This window comes from Victivallis sp. Marseille-Q1083, from assembly GCF_903645315.1.
GTDB lineage: Bacteria > Verrucomicrobiota > Lentisphaeria > Victivallales > Victivallaceae > UMGS1518.
Map to the genome: position 1 here is coordinate 415,759 of NZ_CAHJXL010000001.1, position 17,668 is coordinate 433,426.

Below are 17,668 nucleotides of genomic sequence, written 5' to 3' on the forward strand. Positions count from 1 at the left end.
TGAATGTAAGATGTTTTTAAAGTTAAAATACACTATATTATACAGTATTCAAATACCAACAGAAAGGGTTGCACACAATGTTGATCGCCGGTTATGACACGCCGCTGAATTTGCTGAAATTGGAACTGGTTCAATTGTCGGAAAGCGGCTACACGGTGCCTCCGTCGTTGAAGGCGCGCATCGAAGCACTGCATCCGGTCTACGATGCCTACAATGATTCCCTGCAGCATTTTTACGACGAATTACAGTCATTGGAGCGTTCCGCCGACTATCCCTACGTCGAGCCGGATGACCTGGCGGACATCCGCCGCGAACGGCCGGCCGGTCCGCGGCAACTGGTGCTGCAGTTGACCGAAGCGGAACTGATCGACCGCTGGCACGGCGCCTGGAGCGGCCGCTCGGCCGGTTGCGCCCTGGGTCAGGTGGTCGAAGGCTGGTCGGACGCGGCCATCAAGGAATATCTCCAGAAAATCGGCGACTGGCCGTTGACCGAGTACATCAGCCGGCGCGGCCTGGAACCGGACAGCTGGGTCTATAACCATCAGTCGGTCCGGGAAAATATCGACTGCATGGGGCCGGACGATGACATCCATTACACGCTGATCGGCCTCAAGGTTCTCGAGCAGTACGGCAGGGATTTTCAATGGAACAACGTCGCCGACACCTGGAACGATTCATTGCCCTACAACCAGATCTGCACCGCCGAAACCCAGGCCGTGCTCAATTACAACCTGCGGCGGACGCGCGCCGATACGGCGCGAAAAAGCGCCGCCACCAAGGAATTCACCCGCCGTTTCAACAACCCCTACCGGGAATGGATCGGCGCGCAAATCCGGGCCGACTTCTGGGGTTACATCAATCCGGGCAACCCGGAACTGGCGGCGGAATACGCCTGGCGCGACGCCTCCTGGACCCATGTCGCCAACGGCATTTACGGCGAAATGATGATGGCGGCGATCATCGCGGCCTCTTTCGTCGAAACGGATTTCGAGCGGCTCGTTGAAATCGGTCTTTCGGAAATTCCGGCCAACTGCCGCCTCGCCGCCGCCGTCCGGGAAGCGCTGGACTGGCTGCCGGAATGTCCGACCTTCGAACACTTCATGGTCAAACTCAACGAACGTTACGCGGCAATGCATCCGGTGCATACGATCAACAACGCGCTGATCGTCATCATGTCGCTGTATTACGGCCGAATGAATCCGGACCGTTCGCTCTGCATTGCGGTGATGGCCGGCAAGGACACCGACTGCAACGGCGCGACGGTCGGTTCGATCGTCGGGGCAGTGCACGGCCGCCGGAATTTCGGCGGAAAACTGCTGGAGCCGCTGCACGATCTGGTCAAACCGCTGGTTTTCGGTTTTCAGGAAATCACCATGCGCGCCCTGGCGGAACGGACCGCGGCACTCTATCGCAAGTTCAACTGAAAAAACGCGCCCGGCCGCGGCCTGTCCGCCGCAAACGGCCGGGCGCGGCCGCTTCACCGGTAGTATTTCTGCTGGAATGCCTTCAGCCGGCGCGCCATTTCCGGGACATCCCGACTTGACATGACAATTTCGATGTAGGCGCCGCCGTCATGGTGCTTCAAACGCGCCAGGACCGCCTCCCACTCCCGGCTCGAATGCACCTGCCCGACCAGAAACTCCCGGCAGCCCAAGGCGGCCGGCAACAGTTGATAATCCCAACGCGGCAAATCGTTGTAGCGGCGGTCGGGATCCGGATCCAGCAGCCGCTCGATCAGATAACCGTCATTGTTGACCACCAGAATCAACGGCCGCAGCCCGAACCGGCCGAATTGCGACACCTCCTGGGCGGTGAGCTGATGGGCACCCTCGCCGGTCAGGAGGATAGTGCGCCGCTCCGGCGCCGCCAGCGCCGCCCCGAAAGCGGCCGGCGTCGCCCAGCCGATCGCCCCCCACAACGTTTGATTGACAAAGGGAACGCCATGCGGCAATCTGGCCGTCATCATGCCGAACGCCACCGTGCCGGTTTCCGCCACCAGAATGTCGCCCGGAACGATGAAATCGGCCAACTGCCGGTAGACGCAATCGGCGTAGGACTCCTCCCAACCGCCCTCCTCTCCCCGTTCCGCGAAAGCCAGTTCGTGCGGTTCCAGCAATACCGCCAAGCCGTCGACGAAATCGGCCATTTCAACTTCGTGGAAGATGACATCGCCGATCTTCACCTGATGCAACCCGACGACGATCAACTTGTCCTTCAATACCTTCGCCGAAAAATTACCGGTGTTGAAATCGCTCCAGAGCGCACCGATGTTGATCAGGCAATCGGCATGTTCCACCCGGTCGTGCACCACTCCCGGCAACAGCTCGCCATCATAAAAGCCGAGGAAACGGTGCGACGTCTCGTTGAGCACCCCTTTGTCCATCATCATCGTCGCAAACGGCAGATTGCCGTACTCCAGAATCCGGTAGAGCGGTTCCTCGAGCCGAAGCCGCTGCACCAGGTAGCCGGGCAGCACCACCGGATTGCTCGCTTCATTGATCTTCTCCGACGCCAGTTTCAAGGCGGTCGCCAGCACTTCCGGATCGCTTTTCGGCAGCGTCAACGGCGCTATTTCCGCTTCGATCCGGCATTGGGCATAATCCAGCGGCAAAGCCAGATAGACCGGCTGCCGCTCATAAAGCGCCGCAGTCAATACCCGCTTGATCTCCCGGACCGCATTGTCCGGGGTCAACACCGTCCAGGCGCAAGCCACCCTGGCGGCCATTTTCGCATAGATGTCGAACCGGCCGCTGCCCAGCGTGTGATGAATGACCCGGCGGTCGGCCATGCTGTCGCTGGACGGCATTCCGACCAGATGAATGATCGGCAAATGTTCGGCAAAGGCGCCGGCAATCGCGCCGATGGCCGAAAGTTCTCCGACGCCGAAGGTCGTGCACAGCGCCGCCATTCCTCTGATCCGGGCGTAACCGTCGGCCGCATAGGCGGCATTCAGTTCATTGCAGCAGCCGATCCAGCGCAATTCCGGTTCATTTTCGATTGCGTCATCGATTGCAAACGCATAATCGCCCGGCACGCCGAAAATATCACGTATTCCCAACGCCTTCAACTGTTTCAGTAAATACTCGACAATGGTAACCGACATTTTTTCCACTCCTCATTTTGGTTTTTCCGGATACAAACGATCTGTAACGCCAGCAATTTCCTCCATCACTACAAGTATAAATCCGTTCGAGCTGTTTGTCAAATACGGCAGCCGTTCCTTTCGAACGGCAATGTTTTCCGGCTGGATTTTCCATCGGAAGACTTGTATTTCCACCCAAAAGCCGATACGGTATCGGAAAACCGCGAGGCATTCCGATGAAATTATTGTTCAAACAGCGTTTTTTCTCCTGGCTTGACAGTTACGATATCTTTGACGAAAACGGGACGCGCATTTTTACCGTAAAAGGCGTCCTCGCCTGGGGACACTGCCTGAAAATTTTCTCCGACGACGACCGGGAACTCGGCATGGTCAAAGAACGGCTGCTGACATTTCTGCGTCCCCGGTTCGACATTACCATCGCCGGGGAAGCAGCCGGCGTGCTGACCAAGGAATTCACGCTGTTCCGTCCGCGGTTCACGCTGGATTTCCGCAACTGGGAAATCATCGGCGATTGGCTCGAATGGAATTACCGCATTTCCGGCGCGGAAACGGTCGCGTCGCTCCACAAACGGCTATGGCAATTCACCGACACTTATGAAATCGACCTCAAACATCCGGAGGACGCCTTGAGCGCCCTGGCCGTCGCCCTCGCCATCGACGCGGTCAAATGCGGACAGAATAAATAGTGCTCTCCCAGTCCGTTCAGCCTCCGACGAATTTGCAATCCGCGGCAACCGGTTTATGTGAATGACCGGCGGATCTAAAAATTGCCAGAAGTGTCGGTTTTCCTTTTTACCGGCTCTTCCCACCGCATTGCCTGCCGGGGTTGCTGATCAGTGCACGCCCTATCTGATTCCGAATCGGCTCCACTCCGAACCGGTTTCTGGAGTGCTGGCCAAGCGCCTTCGTGAACGTTACTCGCGTTCGCCGGCGCGTGCCGGCGAGAGCAAGCCCAGCCGGGGGGAGCGTCGAAAAACTTTAACTCCGGCGTGGACAAATCAGCGTTTTTATGCTATTTTTCTAACAACGATAATGACAAAAAACACGAGCGACCGATGAAAAAGAAGATCATCTGGATTATTGTAATTCTGCTGCTGGCGGCCGGCGCATTTTTCGGTTACCGGCAATATAAAGCCCATCGGAAGCCGTCGGAATGGCTGACGCTGTACGGCAACGTCGACACCCGGCAGGTCACCGTCGGCTTCCGGGTGCCCGGACGCATCGAGTCGATGACCGTCGATGAAGGCGACGAAGTCAAGACCGGGCAGGTTTTGGCCACCCTGGACCAGACCGGTTACCGGGCGGCATTGCACCTGGCTCAAGGCGACCTGGCCCAGGCGGAGGCCAATCTGGCCAAACTGCAGAACGGCAACCGCCCCGAGGAAATCGAACGGGCCGAAGCATTGGTAAAAAGCCTCGAAGCGACGTTGAAAAACGCCGTCGCCCAGCATCGCCGCGACGCGGAGCTGATCGATACCAAAGTCATTTCCGAGCGCGAATTCGACCAATCGCTGGCCAAGCGTGACGAATCCGACGCTCAACTGGCGCTGGCCCGCGCCAATCTGCAATTGCTCCGGAGCGGTTTCCGGCAGGAAGAAATTCAGGCAGCCGAAGCCAAGGTACTGTCAGCCAGGGCCGTCGTCAACAGCCGGGCCTTCGATCTGGCCGACTGCACGTTAAAAGCTCCGGCGGACGGCATCATCCAGACCCGCATCCAGGAGCCCGGCGCCATCGTCGGCGCCGGCAGCGGCATTTTCACGATCACACTGCATTCGCCGGTCTGGGTGCGCGCTTATGTGCCGGAGCCCGAACTCGGCTGGCTGCGGCCCGGCATGCCGGTGGCCATCTACAACGACTCCGACCCGGAACAGCCGATTTCCGGCAGACTGGGCTTTATCTCGCCAGTGGCGGAATTCACCCCGAAGAGCGTCGAAAGCGCCACCCTGCGCACCGACCTGGTCTACCGGCTGCGGATCGTCGTCGACAATCCGGACGGCCGCCTGCTGCAGGGCATGCCGGTGACCATCCAGATCAAACGGGCCGATTGACATGGATTCCATCGTTGAAATTTCCGGTCTGGACAAAAGCTTTGCCGGCCAGCCGGCGATTTCCGATTTGACCGTCCAGCTTCCCCGCGGCCAATTGACCGGCCTGGTCGGCCCGGACGGCGCCGGCAAAACGACCCTGCTGCGGCTGATGACCGGCCTGCTGCGGCCCGATGCCGGCACAATCCGCCTCGAAGGCCGGAGCGTGATGGAACTGCGCAAAACGCAACCGGCTTTTTTCGGCTATATGCCGCAGAAGTTCGGCCTCTATGAAGATCTGACGGTTCAGGAAAACCTGAATCTTTACGCCAAACTGCACGACGTCACCGTCACGGAACAACCAAAACTGTTCCGGCAAATGCTCGAATTCACCGATCTGACCCGTTTCACCGACCGGCTGGCCGGCAACCTGTCCGGCGGCATGAAGCAAAAACTCGGACTGGCCTGTTCCCTGCTGGGCAAGCCGAAGCTGCTGCTGCTCGACGAACCGGGCGTCGGCGTCGACCCGATTTCCCGACGCGATTTGTGGGAGATGGTCAGAAGCCTGATGCGAGGCGGCATGACCGTGCTGTGGTCGACCTCCTATCTGGACGAAGCGGAAAAATGCGACCGGGTACTCCTGCTCAATGAAGCGAAACTGCTGTTCGACGGACTGCCCGGCCAATTGACCGGCCGCCTGGATGGCCGCGTCTACCAGGTGCGGCGGATTGCCGGCGACCGCCGGAAACTGCTCGGCGACCTGCTGAATCACCCGCAGATCATCGACGGCGTCATTCAAGGCAGCAGTTTGCGGCTGGTCGCCGGCGCCGGAGCGCCGCCGCTGACGTTGCAGAGCCTCGGAATTGCCGCGCAGGCCGAAGCGCTCACCCGGGTTCCGCCACGTTTTGAGGACGCTTTCATCGATCTGCTCGGCGGCGGCCCCGGCGGCAATTCCGCTCTGGCCGACCAGTTTCAAACCATCGGCGGCGATGACGCCGCCATCGTCGCCGCCGAACAATTGACCAAACGCTACGGCAATTTTACCGCCGCCGACCGGATCAGCTTTTCCATCCGGCGCGGCCGGATTTTCGGCCTGCTTGGCCCGAACGGCGCCGGCAAATCCACGACCTTCAAAATGCTTTGCGGGCTGTTGAAACCGACCGCCGGCCGCGCGTCGATCGACGGGGCCGATCTGGCCCGTTCCGGGGCCGCCGCCCGTCGGAAATTGGGCTATATGGCGCAGAAATTCTCGTTGTACGAAGGGTTGAACGTCCTGCAGAATTTGAAATTTTTCTCCGGCATTTACGGCTTGCGCGGCGTCACGCAGCAAACGGCCATCCGCCGGATGGTCGAAGTCTTTCACCTCAACAGCTACCTGAAAGCCAATGCCGGAGAACTGCCGCTCGGCATCAAACAGCAGTTGGCGCTGGCCTGTGCGGTCATGCACCAGCCGGCGGTGCTCTTTCTGGACGAACCGACTTCCGGCGTCTCTCCGGTCACCCGGCGGGAATTCTGGACGCACATCAACCATCTGGTCGAAAAGGGCGTGACGATCATGATCACCACCCACTTCATGGATGAAGCGGAATATTGCGACCAGATCAGCCTGATCTACCGCGGCCGCGCCATCGCCGACGGCACACCGGACGAATTGAAACAGCGGATCACCACGCTGGAACTGCCGGAACCGACGCTCGAAGACGCCTTCATCGCCCTGGTGAAACAATTCGACCGGGAGCACCCGCTATGAACCCCGCCCGTTTGAACGCCCTGATCCGCAAGGAGTGTTACCAGATCATCCGGGACCCCAGCAGCATCCTGATCGCGCTGGTATTGCCGATCCTGCTGATCTTTATTTTCACTTACGCGGTTTCCCTGGACATCAACCATTTGCGGCTCGGGGTGGTCATCGAGGAACAGACCGCCCCGGCCCGCGAACTGGCCGGAGCCTTCATCAACAATCCGGATTTCGACATCACCACCGCCACCGACCGGCGGCAGTTGGAGGACGCTCTTATCGCCGGTTCGCTGCGCGGTTTGTTCATCATTCCGGCCGATTTCAGCGCCCGGCTGCAGCGCGGCGACGCCGCCTTGCAGGTCATCACCGACGGCAGCGAGCCGAATACCGCCACCTTCGTCCGCAACTATTGCCTCGGCGTCTGGAGCAACTGGCTGGCCCAGCAGCAGAAATTGAGCGGCCGGGAACAGCTTCCGCCGGTCGACGCCGATATTCGCGTCTGGTACAATCCGGAACTGGAGAGCCGTAATTTCCTGCTGCCGGGCGCCCTGGCGCTGATCATGACGCTGATCGGCACCCTGCTGACGGCGCTGGTCATCGCCCGGGAATGGGAACGCGGCACGATGGAAGCGTTGCTGAGCACCGCCGTCACCCGCAGCGAATTGCTGCTCGGCAAACTGATCCCCTATTTTCTGCTGGGCATGGTGTCGCTGATTCTGTCGGTGGCGGCGATCATCCTGCTCTTCCAGGTGCCGTTCCGCGGCTCTTTCCTGCTGCTGCTGTTGACCGGAGCGGTATTTCTGTTCACCGCGCTGGGGCTGGGGTTGCTCATCTCGACGACGGCGCGCAACCAATTCGTCGCCTGTCAGATCGCCTTCCTGTCGGCCTTCATGCCTTCTCTGATGCTGTCCGGCTTCCTCTTTGAAATCAGCTCGATGCCGACGGTCATTCAATGGCTGTGCCAGGCAATTCCGGCCAAATATTTCATCAGTTGCCTCCACGCGCTCTTCCTGGTCGGCAACATCCGCGCCATCCTGCTGCCCAACCTGCTGCTGATGGCGGCGGTCGGCGCCATTCTGTTCGGCCTGACGTTCGTGAAAACCGGAAAGCGGCTCGACTGACATGTGGTATCGCATCAAAACCCTGATCATCAAGGAACTGCAAATCCTGCTGCGCGACCGGAAAACCCGGATCATCATCATCGTTCCGCCGATCCTGCAACTGGTGGTGTTTTCATTCGCCTCGACCCTGGAAGTCAAAAACATCACCATCGGCATCCTGAATCGCGACACCGGCGCCGAATCGCGCCAACTGATCGAATCCTTCCGTAATTCACCGTCCTTCACACAGCTCTTCTTCCTGAAAAATGAAGCGGAAATCCAGTCGTTTCTGGACGATCAGCAGGGTGTTATCGTTCTCAATATCGCTCCGGATTTCTCCCGGAAAATCGCCGCCGGCACGCCGACTTCGGTACAACTGCTGCTGGACGGCCGGCGCAGCAACGTCGCTCAAATCGTCAGCGGTTACGCCAGCACGATCATCACCAATTACAACCGGCAGCTCCAGCCGGTTCAGCAAATCCAGCCGCCGGCGGTCCGCAACTGGTTCAATCCCAATCTGGACTATCTATATTTCACCCTTCCTTCCCTGCTGGGAATCCTCTGCATGGTCATGGGCATCACCATTCCGGCCTTGTCCGTCGCCCGGGAACGGGAATTCGGCACCTTCGACCAAATCCTGGTGTCGCCGTTGAGCAGTACCGAAATCCTGATCGGCAAAACCGTCCCGTCACTGTTGATCGGCCTGGCCCAGGCAACCGGCATGTTTCTGGCGATCGTCTGGTGCTTCAAAGTGCCTTTCGTCGGTTCGCTGCTGTTGTTTTATCTGGGAATCGTCATTTTCATCACTTCGGTAACCGGTGTCGGCCTGTTCATCTCCGCGCTGTGCAAAACCCAGCAGCAGGCGATTCTCGGCGCTTTCGTCTTCACAGTGCCGGCAGTGCTGATCTCCGGGTATGCGACGCCGGTGGAAAATATGCCGCAATGGCTGCAGTACCTTGCGCTGCTCGACCCGCTGCGCCATTTTCTGGTGCTGATCAAAGGAATTTTTCTGAAAGCGATGCCGTGGAGCATCGCCTGGAACTGCATCTGGCCGCTGTTGTCGCTGACCGTCGCCAGCTTGGCCTTCGCCGGCTGGTTCTTCAAGAAAAAACTGGATTGACCGCCCGAACCTTTACGGCCATAACGTCTCTTCCAGAAACTGCCGATAGACCGGCTGATATTTTTCCAGCGAAAACTCCCGGCGACGGCCCAACGCCGCCCGATGCTGCGCCTCATAAACGGCCGGCTCCGTCGCCAGCGTCCGCAGCGCCGCCGCCCACTCTTCCGGCGCCGACGCCAGAAAACCGTTCCAACCGTGCTGCACCACCTGCCGGTTTTCACCGACGTCGCTGGCGATCGACGGCAGGCCGGCCGCCTGGTATTGAATCAGCTTGAAGGCCGATTTGCCGCGGGCGAAAGGTTCGTCGCGCAACGGCATGATGCCGACATGACTCCGGGCCAGCAGTTCCCCTTCCGTCGCCGCCGACCAGTCGACATAGCGGCACTTCACCCCCTCGACCGGCCGGGCCGCCAACTGCCGGCCGCCGATGATCAGCAATTCGAACGCCACCTGCCGCGCCATCGCCCGCAGCGCTTCCGACGCCTGCTGCAAATAAGGATAAGTCGCCGGCGAACCGATCCAAACGACGGTGAATTCCCGGAATTTCTCCAACCCGACCGGATAAAGGTTCAAATCCACCACCGTCGGAATTTTAATGACCCGGGTATGAAGCGGAGCTACGCGCTCACGCAGAAACTCGTTGGCGACAATCACCCCGGCCGATCCGCTTACCAAACAATCGAACTTATCATGGAGCCAGCCGATCCGCCGGTACTTTTCCCAGACGTTGTCATCGAAATTGAGCACATAACGCCGGTTGCGCAGGAAAACTTTTTCCAGGCCGTACGGCAGAAACGGCAGCAGTTCATATTCGATGACCGCCGGATTTTTCGTCACCAGCGCCTGCGGCAGCCGCCGCCCCAACGCCCGCGCCGCCGCCAATTTCGATTTGCCGCCGCCGCGGTAGAGCCGTGCCAGGTAACCGGCGGGAAAGAACGGCTCCAGTCGGACTTCCCAGCCGATTTCCCGCAAGTACGCCGCATACGAATAGAACCGGTAACGGCTCGAAGCGCCGGCCGCGTCATAACGGGTGAAAAAATCAACGCGCCGTTCCATATTCAGCGTTTCCCGGCAATACAGCGCATCAGCTTATGGCGGACACGCTGCCAGAAAGTCGGCAGGTTCCGGCGGTAGAACCGACGATAGGCCGCCGCGATTTCGGCAGTTTCCAGCGGCGGATTTTCATCCAATGCCAACGGCTGCCGCCACAACTCGGTGTCATAAAAACATTCCAGGCCGCAATGTTCGCCGCTGGCGTCGACGCCGATATTCCTCACCAGCGGCCGGCCGGCCTGCAGATAGAATTTTCCCGCCAGGAAGGTCGAAGCATGCCAGCGAATCGCCCAGGAGTCGATTTTCCCGGCCGCCTGCGCCTGCAACATTCTGGTATAAGGATAACAGCCCCCCAAATCGAATTCCCGGGTCAGATGACGGCGGCGCAGCTCCGCCAGCAGGGCCGTCGCGTCCGGATTGAACCATTGCCACCGGTCCCGCCAGGTCGCCCATCCCCAGCAATCCGCCCCGCGCCGCAGGAAACAATCCGGCAGCGGCACCTCCAGCCGGCTGAGATAGCCGTGAATCGAATCGATGCGCCGGTCCTCCGCCAGACGCTCCAGCGCTTCGTTCATGAAACGCAGGAAATAAGGGGCGCAAACCATGTCGTCCTCCAGCACGATCACCCGGTCGCATTCCCGCAATGTTTCGGAAACACCGGCAATCACCGACGCCGCCAGACCGCGGTTCACTGGAGACGCCGCCACCCGGACATGCCGGAAACCGGGCACCTCCCGCAGCAGCAGCCGGGTTTTCCGCACCCCCTCGGCGTCGGCGTCCCCTTTGGCGCCATCGGCGTAAACGATCAATTCGCTGTCCGCCGCTTCCGCATTCCGCCGGAGGGCTTCGAGCGTCCGCTGCAAATGGCCGGGCCGTTTATAGGCGAAAAGAACAATCGGAGCGAACCTTCTCATCTCTGCGTCCTCCAGCGCCACAGCCACCGCGGGTCCAGAGCCGCCAGTTGCAAAACCGCCAACCGGCGGGTCGTCCTGGATGACAGCGGCAGCAGATAGACCGCGATCAAATTGGTCAGCACCGCCGTCGCCGCCGCGCCGAGCACGCCGAAACGTCCGATCAGGATATAATTGAAGAGAACATTCAACCCCATCACCACCAGGGAAAACCACATCGAATAGTGCTGCAGATTCTCACTGAGATAATAGTTGCTCCCTCCCACTCCCATCGCGCAAAACAGAATGCGCCAGATATAGATCATGAAAATCGGATAGGAGGCGGCATAGGCGGCCCCGTACAAGCCGATCGCCAGATGGCCCAAACAGGCCATGCCCAGCACCAGTCCCAGATTCAGATAGAACAGCAATGAAAAAAAACCTTTCAACCGCCTTTGATAACCATCGATCGAATCCCGTTTGGCTTGCAGGATCGGCGGAAAAAGGGTCCCGCTGAGCGCAATGCCGACAAAATAAAAAATTTCCACCAGCCGGACCGCCGCCATATAGCAGCCGACTTCGGAATCGCCGAGCATATTTTTCAACATCACCTGATCGATGCGCATCGCGCTAATTCCAGCGGTGGCGGCAACCCACAACGGCCAGGTCTGGCGGAGCAGATAACCCATCTCTCCCCACCGGCAGGACCAGGACCACTGCCGCACCCGGCGATAATAGAAAAAACAATATCCGGCCTGGGTCAGCACCATATTGCCGACCTCGGCGGCAGCGAAACAGATGACCGGACAGTTGTTCCAAGCCAGCAACAACCGGACCGCCGACATCGCCAGCAAAGCGGTCATCTGAGCAATGGCGACATAACGGCTCTCAACCTTCGCCTGGAAATAGGAATCCAACACCAGCAGAGTTTGGCTGCAATAACCGCCCATCAACAGCAGAATCAGGCTTTTGGTCTCCCAATCCTGTTTCGAAACGGCCATCAGAATGCCGACGATCAGAAACGCCGGCAGCCAGGCGGCAAACTTCAACAGCCAGGCGCTGCCCAGAATCCGGTCCCGCGCCGCCGGGCGCAGCACCAGCTCCCGTACGACAACCGGTTCCAATCCCAAACCGCACATGACGCCCCAGATCGCACAATAGCTCAGGGAATAGCTCAGGACGCCGAATTCCGTCGTGCCCAATTGCCGGGCGACATAGGTGCCGACGCTGAATCCGACCGCCATCCGCAGAAATTTTTCGGCAAACAGCCACAGGAGGTTGACGCCGTACTGCCGGAAACCGACCTGCCGCAGCAGCCGGGTAAAAAATGCCACCACCTTTTCTTTCAACTGGACTCCCCGCCACATTCGGCCGCTTCTGAAAATTGCATGAGACGCCGCCACTCCGTCAGCCGAAATTCCGCTTCAAAGCCGTCCCAGCCGGGCCGCTTCGCGCACCAGCAGTTCGTCCAGCACCTTCCCGAGCAACTGCACCGTCCAGGCGACGTCCGCCCCGGCCCGGTGCGCCTGCATTCCTTCCAGCGTATCTTCCAGCCTGAAAATCCGGCGCAAATTCTGCAAGCTGTAGCTCGGCAATCCCTTGTAAGTCTGCCGCACCAGCCGCAGCGAATCCATCGTTTTCCCCTGCCACAGCGGCAGACCGCAACGCGCCAGGCTCTCCTGCAGAAACGACAAATCGAACCGCGCATTGTGCGCCACCAGCGTCGAACCGGCCGCCAATTCGAGGAACCGATAGGCCACCTCGCTGAATCCCGGCGCCGCCGCCACCATTTCATCGGTGATATGGTGGACGGCTGCCGCACCGTACGGAATCCGCCGGCCGGGATTGACCAACGACTGATACGCCGTCATCGTCCCGTCCAACTCGATCCGAACCGCCGCCAATTCGACGATCCGGTCATGAACGGCGCTCATGCCGGTCGTTTCCAGGTCGAAAACCGTGAACGGCCCGAGCGAATGCCAGCGCGGCGCCTTCGCCCCGGCCGCTTCGCCGCAACCATCCGGCACAGGAAATTCAGCGTTCGTAGCCATCCGGATATTTCTGCCGCCACTTCCAGGCCGACGCGATGATCGCTTCGGCATCTTCGTACTGCGGAGTCCACTTCAACAGCTCTTTCGCCCGGTCCGAACAGGCGATCAATTTCGCCGGGTCCCCCGGCCGGCGCGGCGCGATCTCCACCGGAATCGGCTGGCCGGTCACCTGACGGGCGGCCTCGATGATCTCCTTGACGCTCAAGCCATTGCCGGTACCCAGATTGTAATGACCGCTCTCCGGCGCGTCCAGCGCCAGCAGATGCGCCTGGGCCAAGTCCAGAATATGGATGTAATCGCGCACGCAAGTGCCGTCCGGCGTGTCGTAATCGTCGCCGTAAACCATGATCTTGTCCCGTTTGCCGGCGGCGACCTGCAGGATCAACGGGATCAGATGGCTTTCCGGCCGATGGTCTTCGCCGAATTTCTCCGTCGCACCGGCGGCATTGAAATAACGCAATGCCGCGTATTTGATACCGTGAATCCGGTTGTACCACTTCAAAACCTTCTCGAAGCACAGCTTGGATTCACCGTACGGGTTGATCGGCTCCTGCCGGTCGCCTTCGGCAATCGGAACGCGTTCCGGCTGGCCGAAGGTCGCCGCCGTACTGGAAAAAACGATCGTCTTCACTCCGCCGGCGACGGCGGCATCGGCCAGATTGATGCCGTTGGCCAGATTGTTGCGGAAATATTTCGACGGATCCTGCATCGACTCGCCGACCAGCGAAAAAGCGGCGAAATGCATGATCGCATCGAATTTCTCCTCCCGGCACAGCCGGATGATCAATTCCCGGTCGGCCAGGTCGCCGCAGACAAAATCGGCACGTTCATCCACCGCATCCTCATGGCCCGTCACCAGCGAATCGAACACCACCACCTCGTGATCCCGGTCCAGCAGATATTCGGCACAGGCGCTGCCGATATAGCCGGCGCCGCCGCAAACTAAAACTTTCATATTCTCATTTCCTATTGATTGGCCGGCCGGCCCGTCTTACTTGGAATGCAACCGGCACATTTTTCATTTCCTTAATATAGCATCCGAATCGGATTATTCAGCCCGCAAAACGGTAATCGGGTTCTGCTGCGCCGCTTTCCAGGCCGGATAAGTGCCGAAAACCACCCCGACCAGCGAGGAAATAATCAGCGACAGCACAATACTCCACCAGGAATATACCGTCGGCATATCCGCGTAAATGGTAATGAGTTGTGAAATCCCAACCCCGACGATAATGCCGAGCACGCCGCCCAGCGAAGTCAGAAAAACCGTCTCGATTAAAAATTGCAGCAAAATATCGGATTTCTGGGCGCCGAGCGCCCGGCGCGTCCCGATCTCCTTGCGCCGCTCAAAGACGCTGGCCAGCATGATATTCATGATGCCGATGCCGCCGACGATCAGCGAGATCGCCGCGATCGAGCTCATGACGATCGTAAAAATATTCTGGGTCGCCTCTCGTTGCTTCAACAGATCCAGCGGCACCAGAATATCCCAGTCCTTCGTCGCCGAATGGGTTTTCGTCAGGTAACCGCTGATCCGCTTGGAAGTGTCGTCGATGTAAGCGATATCCCGCACCTTGACGACGAAGACGTCGAACTCGATCAATTGAATACGGACATTCCAGCCATCGACCAGATAAGCGTAATTCTTGTACAATGCGTCGGACACCGTCATCGGAATATAAATGATGTCGTTGACGTTGCCGACTTCCGGGTACTGGGTGCCGCGGTCGTTGTCCAACACGCCGACAATCAGGAACCGGTCGCCTTCGACGACGACATGCCGGCCGATCACATCGGTGGTCCCCAGCGGAAACATCCGCCGTTTGACATTTTTGCCGATGACGCAAACTTTGGTGTAATTTTTGAAATCCGATGCCGAAAACCAGCGTCCCTGCTCCAACATCGAACCGGAATCCTCCAGAAAATTCATGCCGACGCCGGCCAGCTTCAAATCCAGCCGGGTCAGACCGCGCAGGATTTTCTTGCGGGCTTCCCGCACCTGCGTCACCCGCAGCACGTTGTCCATCCGGCTGATGTTGCTCAAATCGACGGCATTCAAGCCGTAAGGTTCATCGAACAATCCCTGCCCGGACTGCGACGCTTCGTTCTTGCCCTCCAGCGGCGGCTTCTTCGACGACACGATGATGTTGTCGATGCCCATCGCCTCGATCTGCGACAACGCTTTGCGCTTGGCGCCTTCGGAAATCGCCAGCATCGCGATCACGCTGCCGACGCCGAAAATCACGCCGAGCGACGTCAGCACCGACCTGACCTTGTGCAGCAGCAGATTGGAGAAGGACAACCGGAAAAGGTCGTGCACCAGCATCATGATTGCACCGCCATTTCCTCTTCCGGCAACCGCTCGGCCACCTGGCCGTCGCGCAGCCGCACCACCCGGTGAAACTCGTCGGACAACGCCGGGTTGTGGGTCACCATGATGATGGTCATGCCGTTCTCGTTCAGTTCGTGAAACAGCTTCATAATTTCACCGCTGGTCTTCTCGTCCAGATTGCCGGTCGGCTCGTCGGCCAGCAGAAAGGCCGGCTGATTGCTCAAGGCGCGGGCGATGGCCACGCGCTGGCACTCGCCGCCGGAGAGCTGGGTCGGCCGGTGGTCGAGCCGGTGGCCGAGCTTGACCCGCTCGGCCAATTCACGGGCTCGCGCCCGGCGGACCCGCGACGCAATCCGGCCGTAAATCATCGGCACTTCGATATTCTGCTCGACGGTCAGATGCGGAAACAGGTTGAAACTCTGGAAGATGAAGCCGATCTTCCTGTTGCGGATCGTCGCCAATTCGACGTCGGTCAGTTTATTGACCTCAATCGTTTCCAGAATGTATTTGCCGGAAGTCGGCACGTCGAGCATGCCCAGAATATTGAGCAGCGTCGACTTGCCGGAACCGGACGTGCCGATGATGCCGACGAACTCCTTGCGGCAAACCTTGCAGTTGACTCCCTTGAGCACCGGCACTTTCAGCAATCCGGTATCATAGGTTTTGCGCAAATCGATCAACTGGACGATCGGATCGTCGTAATCGATGCGGGTTTTATCGAATGCCATCGGCGCTATTCCTGTTTCTTCTGATAAGGCCGGTAAAGGTAGACGATGTCCCCTTCCTCGATCCCTTCGGTAATCTGCACGAAATTGTTGTTCGACTCGCCGATCTTCACATCGGCTTCCACCGGACTGCCGCTGACATACTTGTAGACGAAATAACGGTCCTTGTCCTCGAACACCGCCTCAACCGGCACAAACAGCGTCTGCGGAATCACCTTGGTCACCACATCGACCTGAACACTCATGCCGTTGACCAGGGCCGGATTCTGCTCATCGAGCACGACGCGCGATTTGTAGATCTTCGGCGACGCGGCATCCCAGATGATCAGCGGCACCGGCAGCGTGTCGATCGATTCGATCGAACCGGGCGCCTTGATCCCCGGCAGCGAATCCGGCGTGATCACCACTTTGTCCTTGACGTTGACCTTCGCCCGGAACTGCTCCGGCAGGTCGAAATCGACCAGCAGATTGCCCATGTCCGGAATCGTCATCAGCACCCGGCCCTTGTAGACATCCATACCGGTCTTGATATCCTCGTTGCCCCAGCGGCGGTCCGGGTCGCCGTAAATGACCACGCCATCCACCGGCGCCACCAGCTTCATCTGTTCCAGATAGGAATTGTGCCGTTCCAGGTCGCTGGTTTTCCGTCTGATCTGGACTTTCAGGTTGTCGATGGAGCGCTTCTTCTGCATCAGATTCGCCTCATTGGACACCTGGGTCTTCTCCAGGTCCAGCACCGCCTGATCCAATGTGTTGACCAACGTTTTCAGCTTGGTCGGGTGATCGTAACGCTTGAACACCTTGCGGTTGGTCTCCGCCTTGTCCAACGAGTTCTGGGCGGTGGCCAGCGCATCCTCGAGATTGCGCAGCTCTTTCTCGTTCGCCGCCTCGACCTCTTTGTCCACCGAACCGGCCTGCATGATTTCCACCTGCCGGGTATCGTAGGAATCCTTCGCCTCCTTGGCCTTGGTTTCGGCATTCTGAATGGCCAGCTCCAGGGAATCGCGCTGTTCGGCCCGCTCGAATTTGCGGTATTTCCGCAAAGCGTCCTCGGCCTGAACCACCCGGTCCTGGGCCGACCGCAGCGCCGCCTCGTTGCTGCTGACCAGAATACGTTCCGCTTCCTTTTCGACCAGCAGATCCTTTTCGAGATTTTCCAACTCGATCTTCAGGTCGTCAATTCGTTCTTTCAGCGTATCGGTTTCGAATTCGGCCAGCACATCGCCTTTTTTGACGATGCTGTTTTCATCGACCACCGACAGCAACTTGGTATTGAAGTTCGCCTGCAGCGACAGCCGGTATTTCTCCCGGGCGTTGACCGTCCCGCTCAACGTCAGCCCCAGCGTCAGGTCGCCGCGCTTCACCACATAGGTCCGGTCGACCACCCCGCTGGAATTCTGCGCGTCCGTCGCGGCGGCGTCCAACGCTTTCTGCATCCCCCGCCACAGCCAGTAACCGTAGATTCCGCCGCCGACCAGCAGCAGAACCACCACCGGCAGCAGATATTTTTTTATCTTCGCCTTATTCATCCTTGC

Annotated in this window: 15 protein-coding genes; 6 read left to right on the forward strand and 9 right to left on the reverse strand. The window is 59.1% G+C overall.

Annotated features, from left to right (window positions below; genetic code table 11):
- Window positions 1-77 precede the first annotated feature (77 nt).
- Window positions 78-1,424 carry an ADP-ribosylglycohydrolase family protein gene (locus tag HWX74_RS01575; protein WP_176011857.1) on the forward strand — a complete coding sequence of 449 codons (1,347 nt, stop codon included), beginning with the start codon at window positions 78-80 and terminating at the stop codon, window positions 1,422-1,424.
- Window positions 1,425-1,477: 53 nt separating this feature from the next.
- Here HWX74_RS01575 and HWX74_RS01580 read toward each other — a convergent pair whose 3' ends face one another.
- Complete coding sequence (locus HWX74_RS01580) at window positions 1,478-3,103, reverse strand: alpha-keto acid decarboxylase family protein (protein ID WP_176011858.1); 1,626 nt, start codon at window positions 3,101-3,103, stop codon at window positions 1,478-1,480.
- 215 nt (window positions 3,104-3,318) lie between these two features.
- Here HWX74_RS01580 and HWX74_RS01585 point away from each other — a divergent pair, with 215 nt between their 5' ends.
- From HWX74_RS01585 to HWX74_RS01605, 5 genes are all read left to right on the forward strand, one after another.
- A complete protein-coding gene (locus HWX74_RS01585) occupies window positions 3,319-3,789 on the forward strand; it encodes an LURP-one-related/scramblase family protein (protein ID WP_176011859.1) in 471 nt (156 codons plus the stop codon).
- A 369-nt stretch (window positions 3,790-4,158) separates the two neighbouring features.
- Complete coding sequence (gene hlyD, locus HWX74_RS01590; RefSeq protein WP_176011860.1) at window positions 4,159-5,151, forward strand: secretion protein HlyD; 993 nt, start codon at window positions 4,159-4,161, stop codon at window positions 5,149-5,151.
- 1 nt (window position 5,152) lies between these two features.
- On the forward strand, window positions 5,153-6,877 hold the full coding sequence (locus tag HWX74_RS01595; RefSeq protein ID WP_176011861.1) for an ATP-binding cassette domain-containing protein: 1,725 nt from the start codon (window positions 5,153-5,155) through the stop codon (window positions 6,875-6,877).
- Window positions 6,874-7,986, forward strand: a complete 1,113-nt coding sequence (locus HWX74_RS01600; protein ID WP_176011862.1) for an ABC transporter permease — start codon at window positions 6,874-6,876, stop codon at window positions 7,984-7,986. Before HWX74_RS01595 ends, HWX74_RS01600 begins: the two co-directional genes overlap by 4 nt.
- Before the next feature lies 1 nt (window position 7,987).
- The gene (locus tag HWX74_RS01605; protein WP_176011863.1) at window positions 7,988-9,085 is read left to right on the forward strand and encodes an ABC transporter permease; all 1,098 of its coding nucleotides are present in this window, start codon (window positions 7,988-7,990) and stop codon (window positions 9,083-9,085) included.
- Window positions 9,086-9,097: 12 nt separating this feature from the next.
- Here the strand turns inward: HWX74_RS01605 and HWX74_RS01610 are convergent, their stop codons facing one another.
- The 8 genes from HWX74_RS01610 to HWX74_RS01645 all read right to left on the reverse strand — a co-directional run bounded on the left by HWX74_RS01610 (window position 9,098) and on the right by HWX74_RS01645 (window position 17,662).
- Window positions 9,098-10,141, reverse strand: a complete 1,044-nt coding sequence (locus HWX74_RS01610; RefSeq protein ID WP_176011864.1) for a glycosyltransferase family 4 protein — start codon at window positions 10,139-10,141, stop codon at window positions 9,098-9,100.
- Between the two features lie 2 nt (window positions 10,142-10,143).
- Complete coding sequence (locus HWX74_RS01615) at window positions 10,144-11,052, reverse strand: glycosyltransferase (protein ID WP_176011865.1); 909 nt, start codon at window positions 11,050-11,052, stop codon at window positions 10,144-10,146.
- On the reverse strand, window positions 11,049-12,395 hold the full coding sequence (locus HWX74_RS01620; RefSeq protein WP_176011866.1) for a flippase: 1,347 nt from the start codon (window positions 12,393-12,395) through the stop codon (window positions 11,049-11,051). Before HWX74_RS01620 ends, HWX74_RS01615 begins: the two co-directional genes overlap by 4 nt.
- Before the next feature lie 57 nt (window positions 12,396-12,452).
- A complete protein-coding gene (locus tag HWX74_RS01625; RefSeq protein WP_176011867.1) occupies window positions 12,453-13,079 on the reverse strand; it encodes a PolC-type DNA polymerase III in 627 nt (208 codons plus the stop codon).
- Entirely contained in the window at window positions 13,063-14,034 is a 972-nt protein-coding gene (galE, locus tag HWX74_RS01630; protein WP_176011868.1) for a UDP-glucose 4-epimerase GalE, read from the reverse strand. The genes HWX74_RS01625 and galE overlap by 17 nt, the downstream gene beginning before the upstream one ends.
- Before the next feature lie 93 nt (window positions 14,035-14,127).
- Window positions 14,128-15,405, reverse strand: coding sequence for an ABC transporter permease (locus HWX74_RS01635; protein WP_176011869.1), 1,278 nt, complete (start codon window positions 15,403-15,405; stop codon window positions 14,128-14,130).
- Window positions 15,402-16,136, reverse strand: a complete 735-nt coding sequence (locus HWX74_RS01640; RefSeq protein WP_176011870.1) for an ABC transporter ATP-binding protein — start codon at window positions 16,134-16,136, stop codon at window positions 15,402-15,404. Before HWX74_RS01640 ends, HWX74_RS01635 begins: the two co-directional genes overlap by 4 nt.
- A gap of 5 nt (window positions 16,137-16,141) precedes the next feature.
- Entirely contained in the window at window positions 16,142-17,662 is a 1,521-nt protein-coding gene (locus HWX74_RS01645; protein ID WP_176011871.1) for an efflux RND transporter periplasmic adaptor subunit, read from the reverse strand.
- Window positions 17,663-17,668 lie beyond the last annotated feature (6 nt).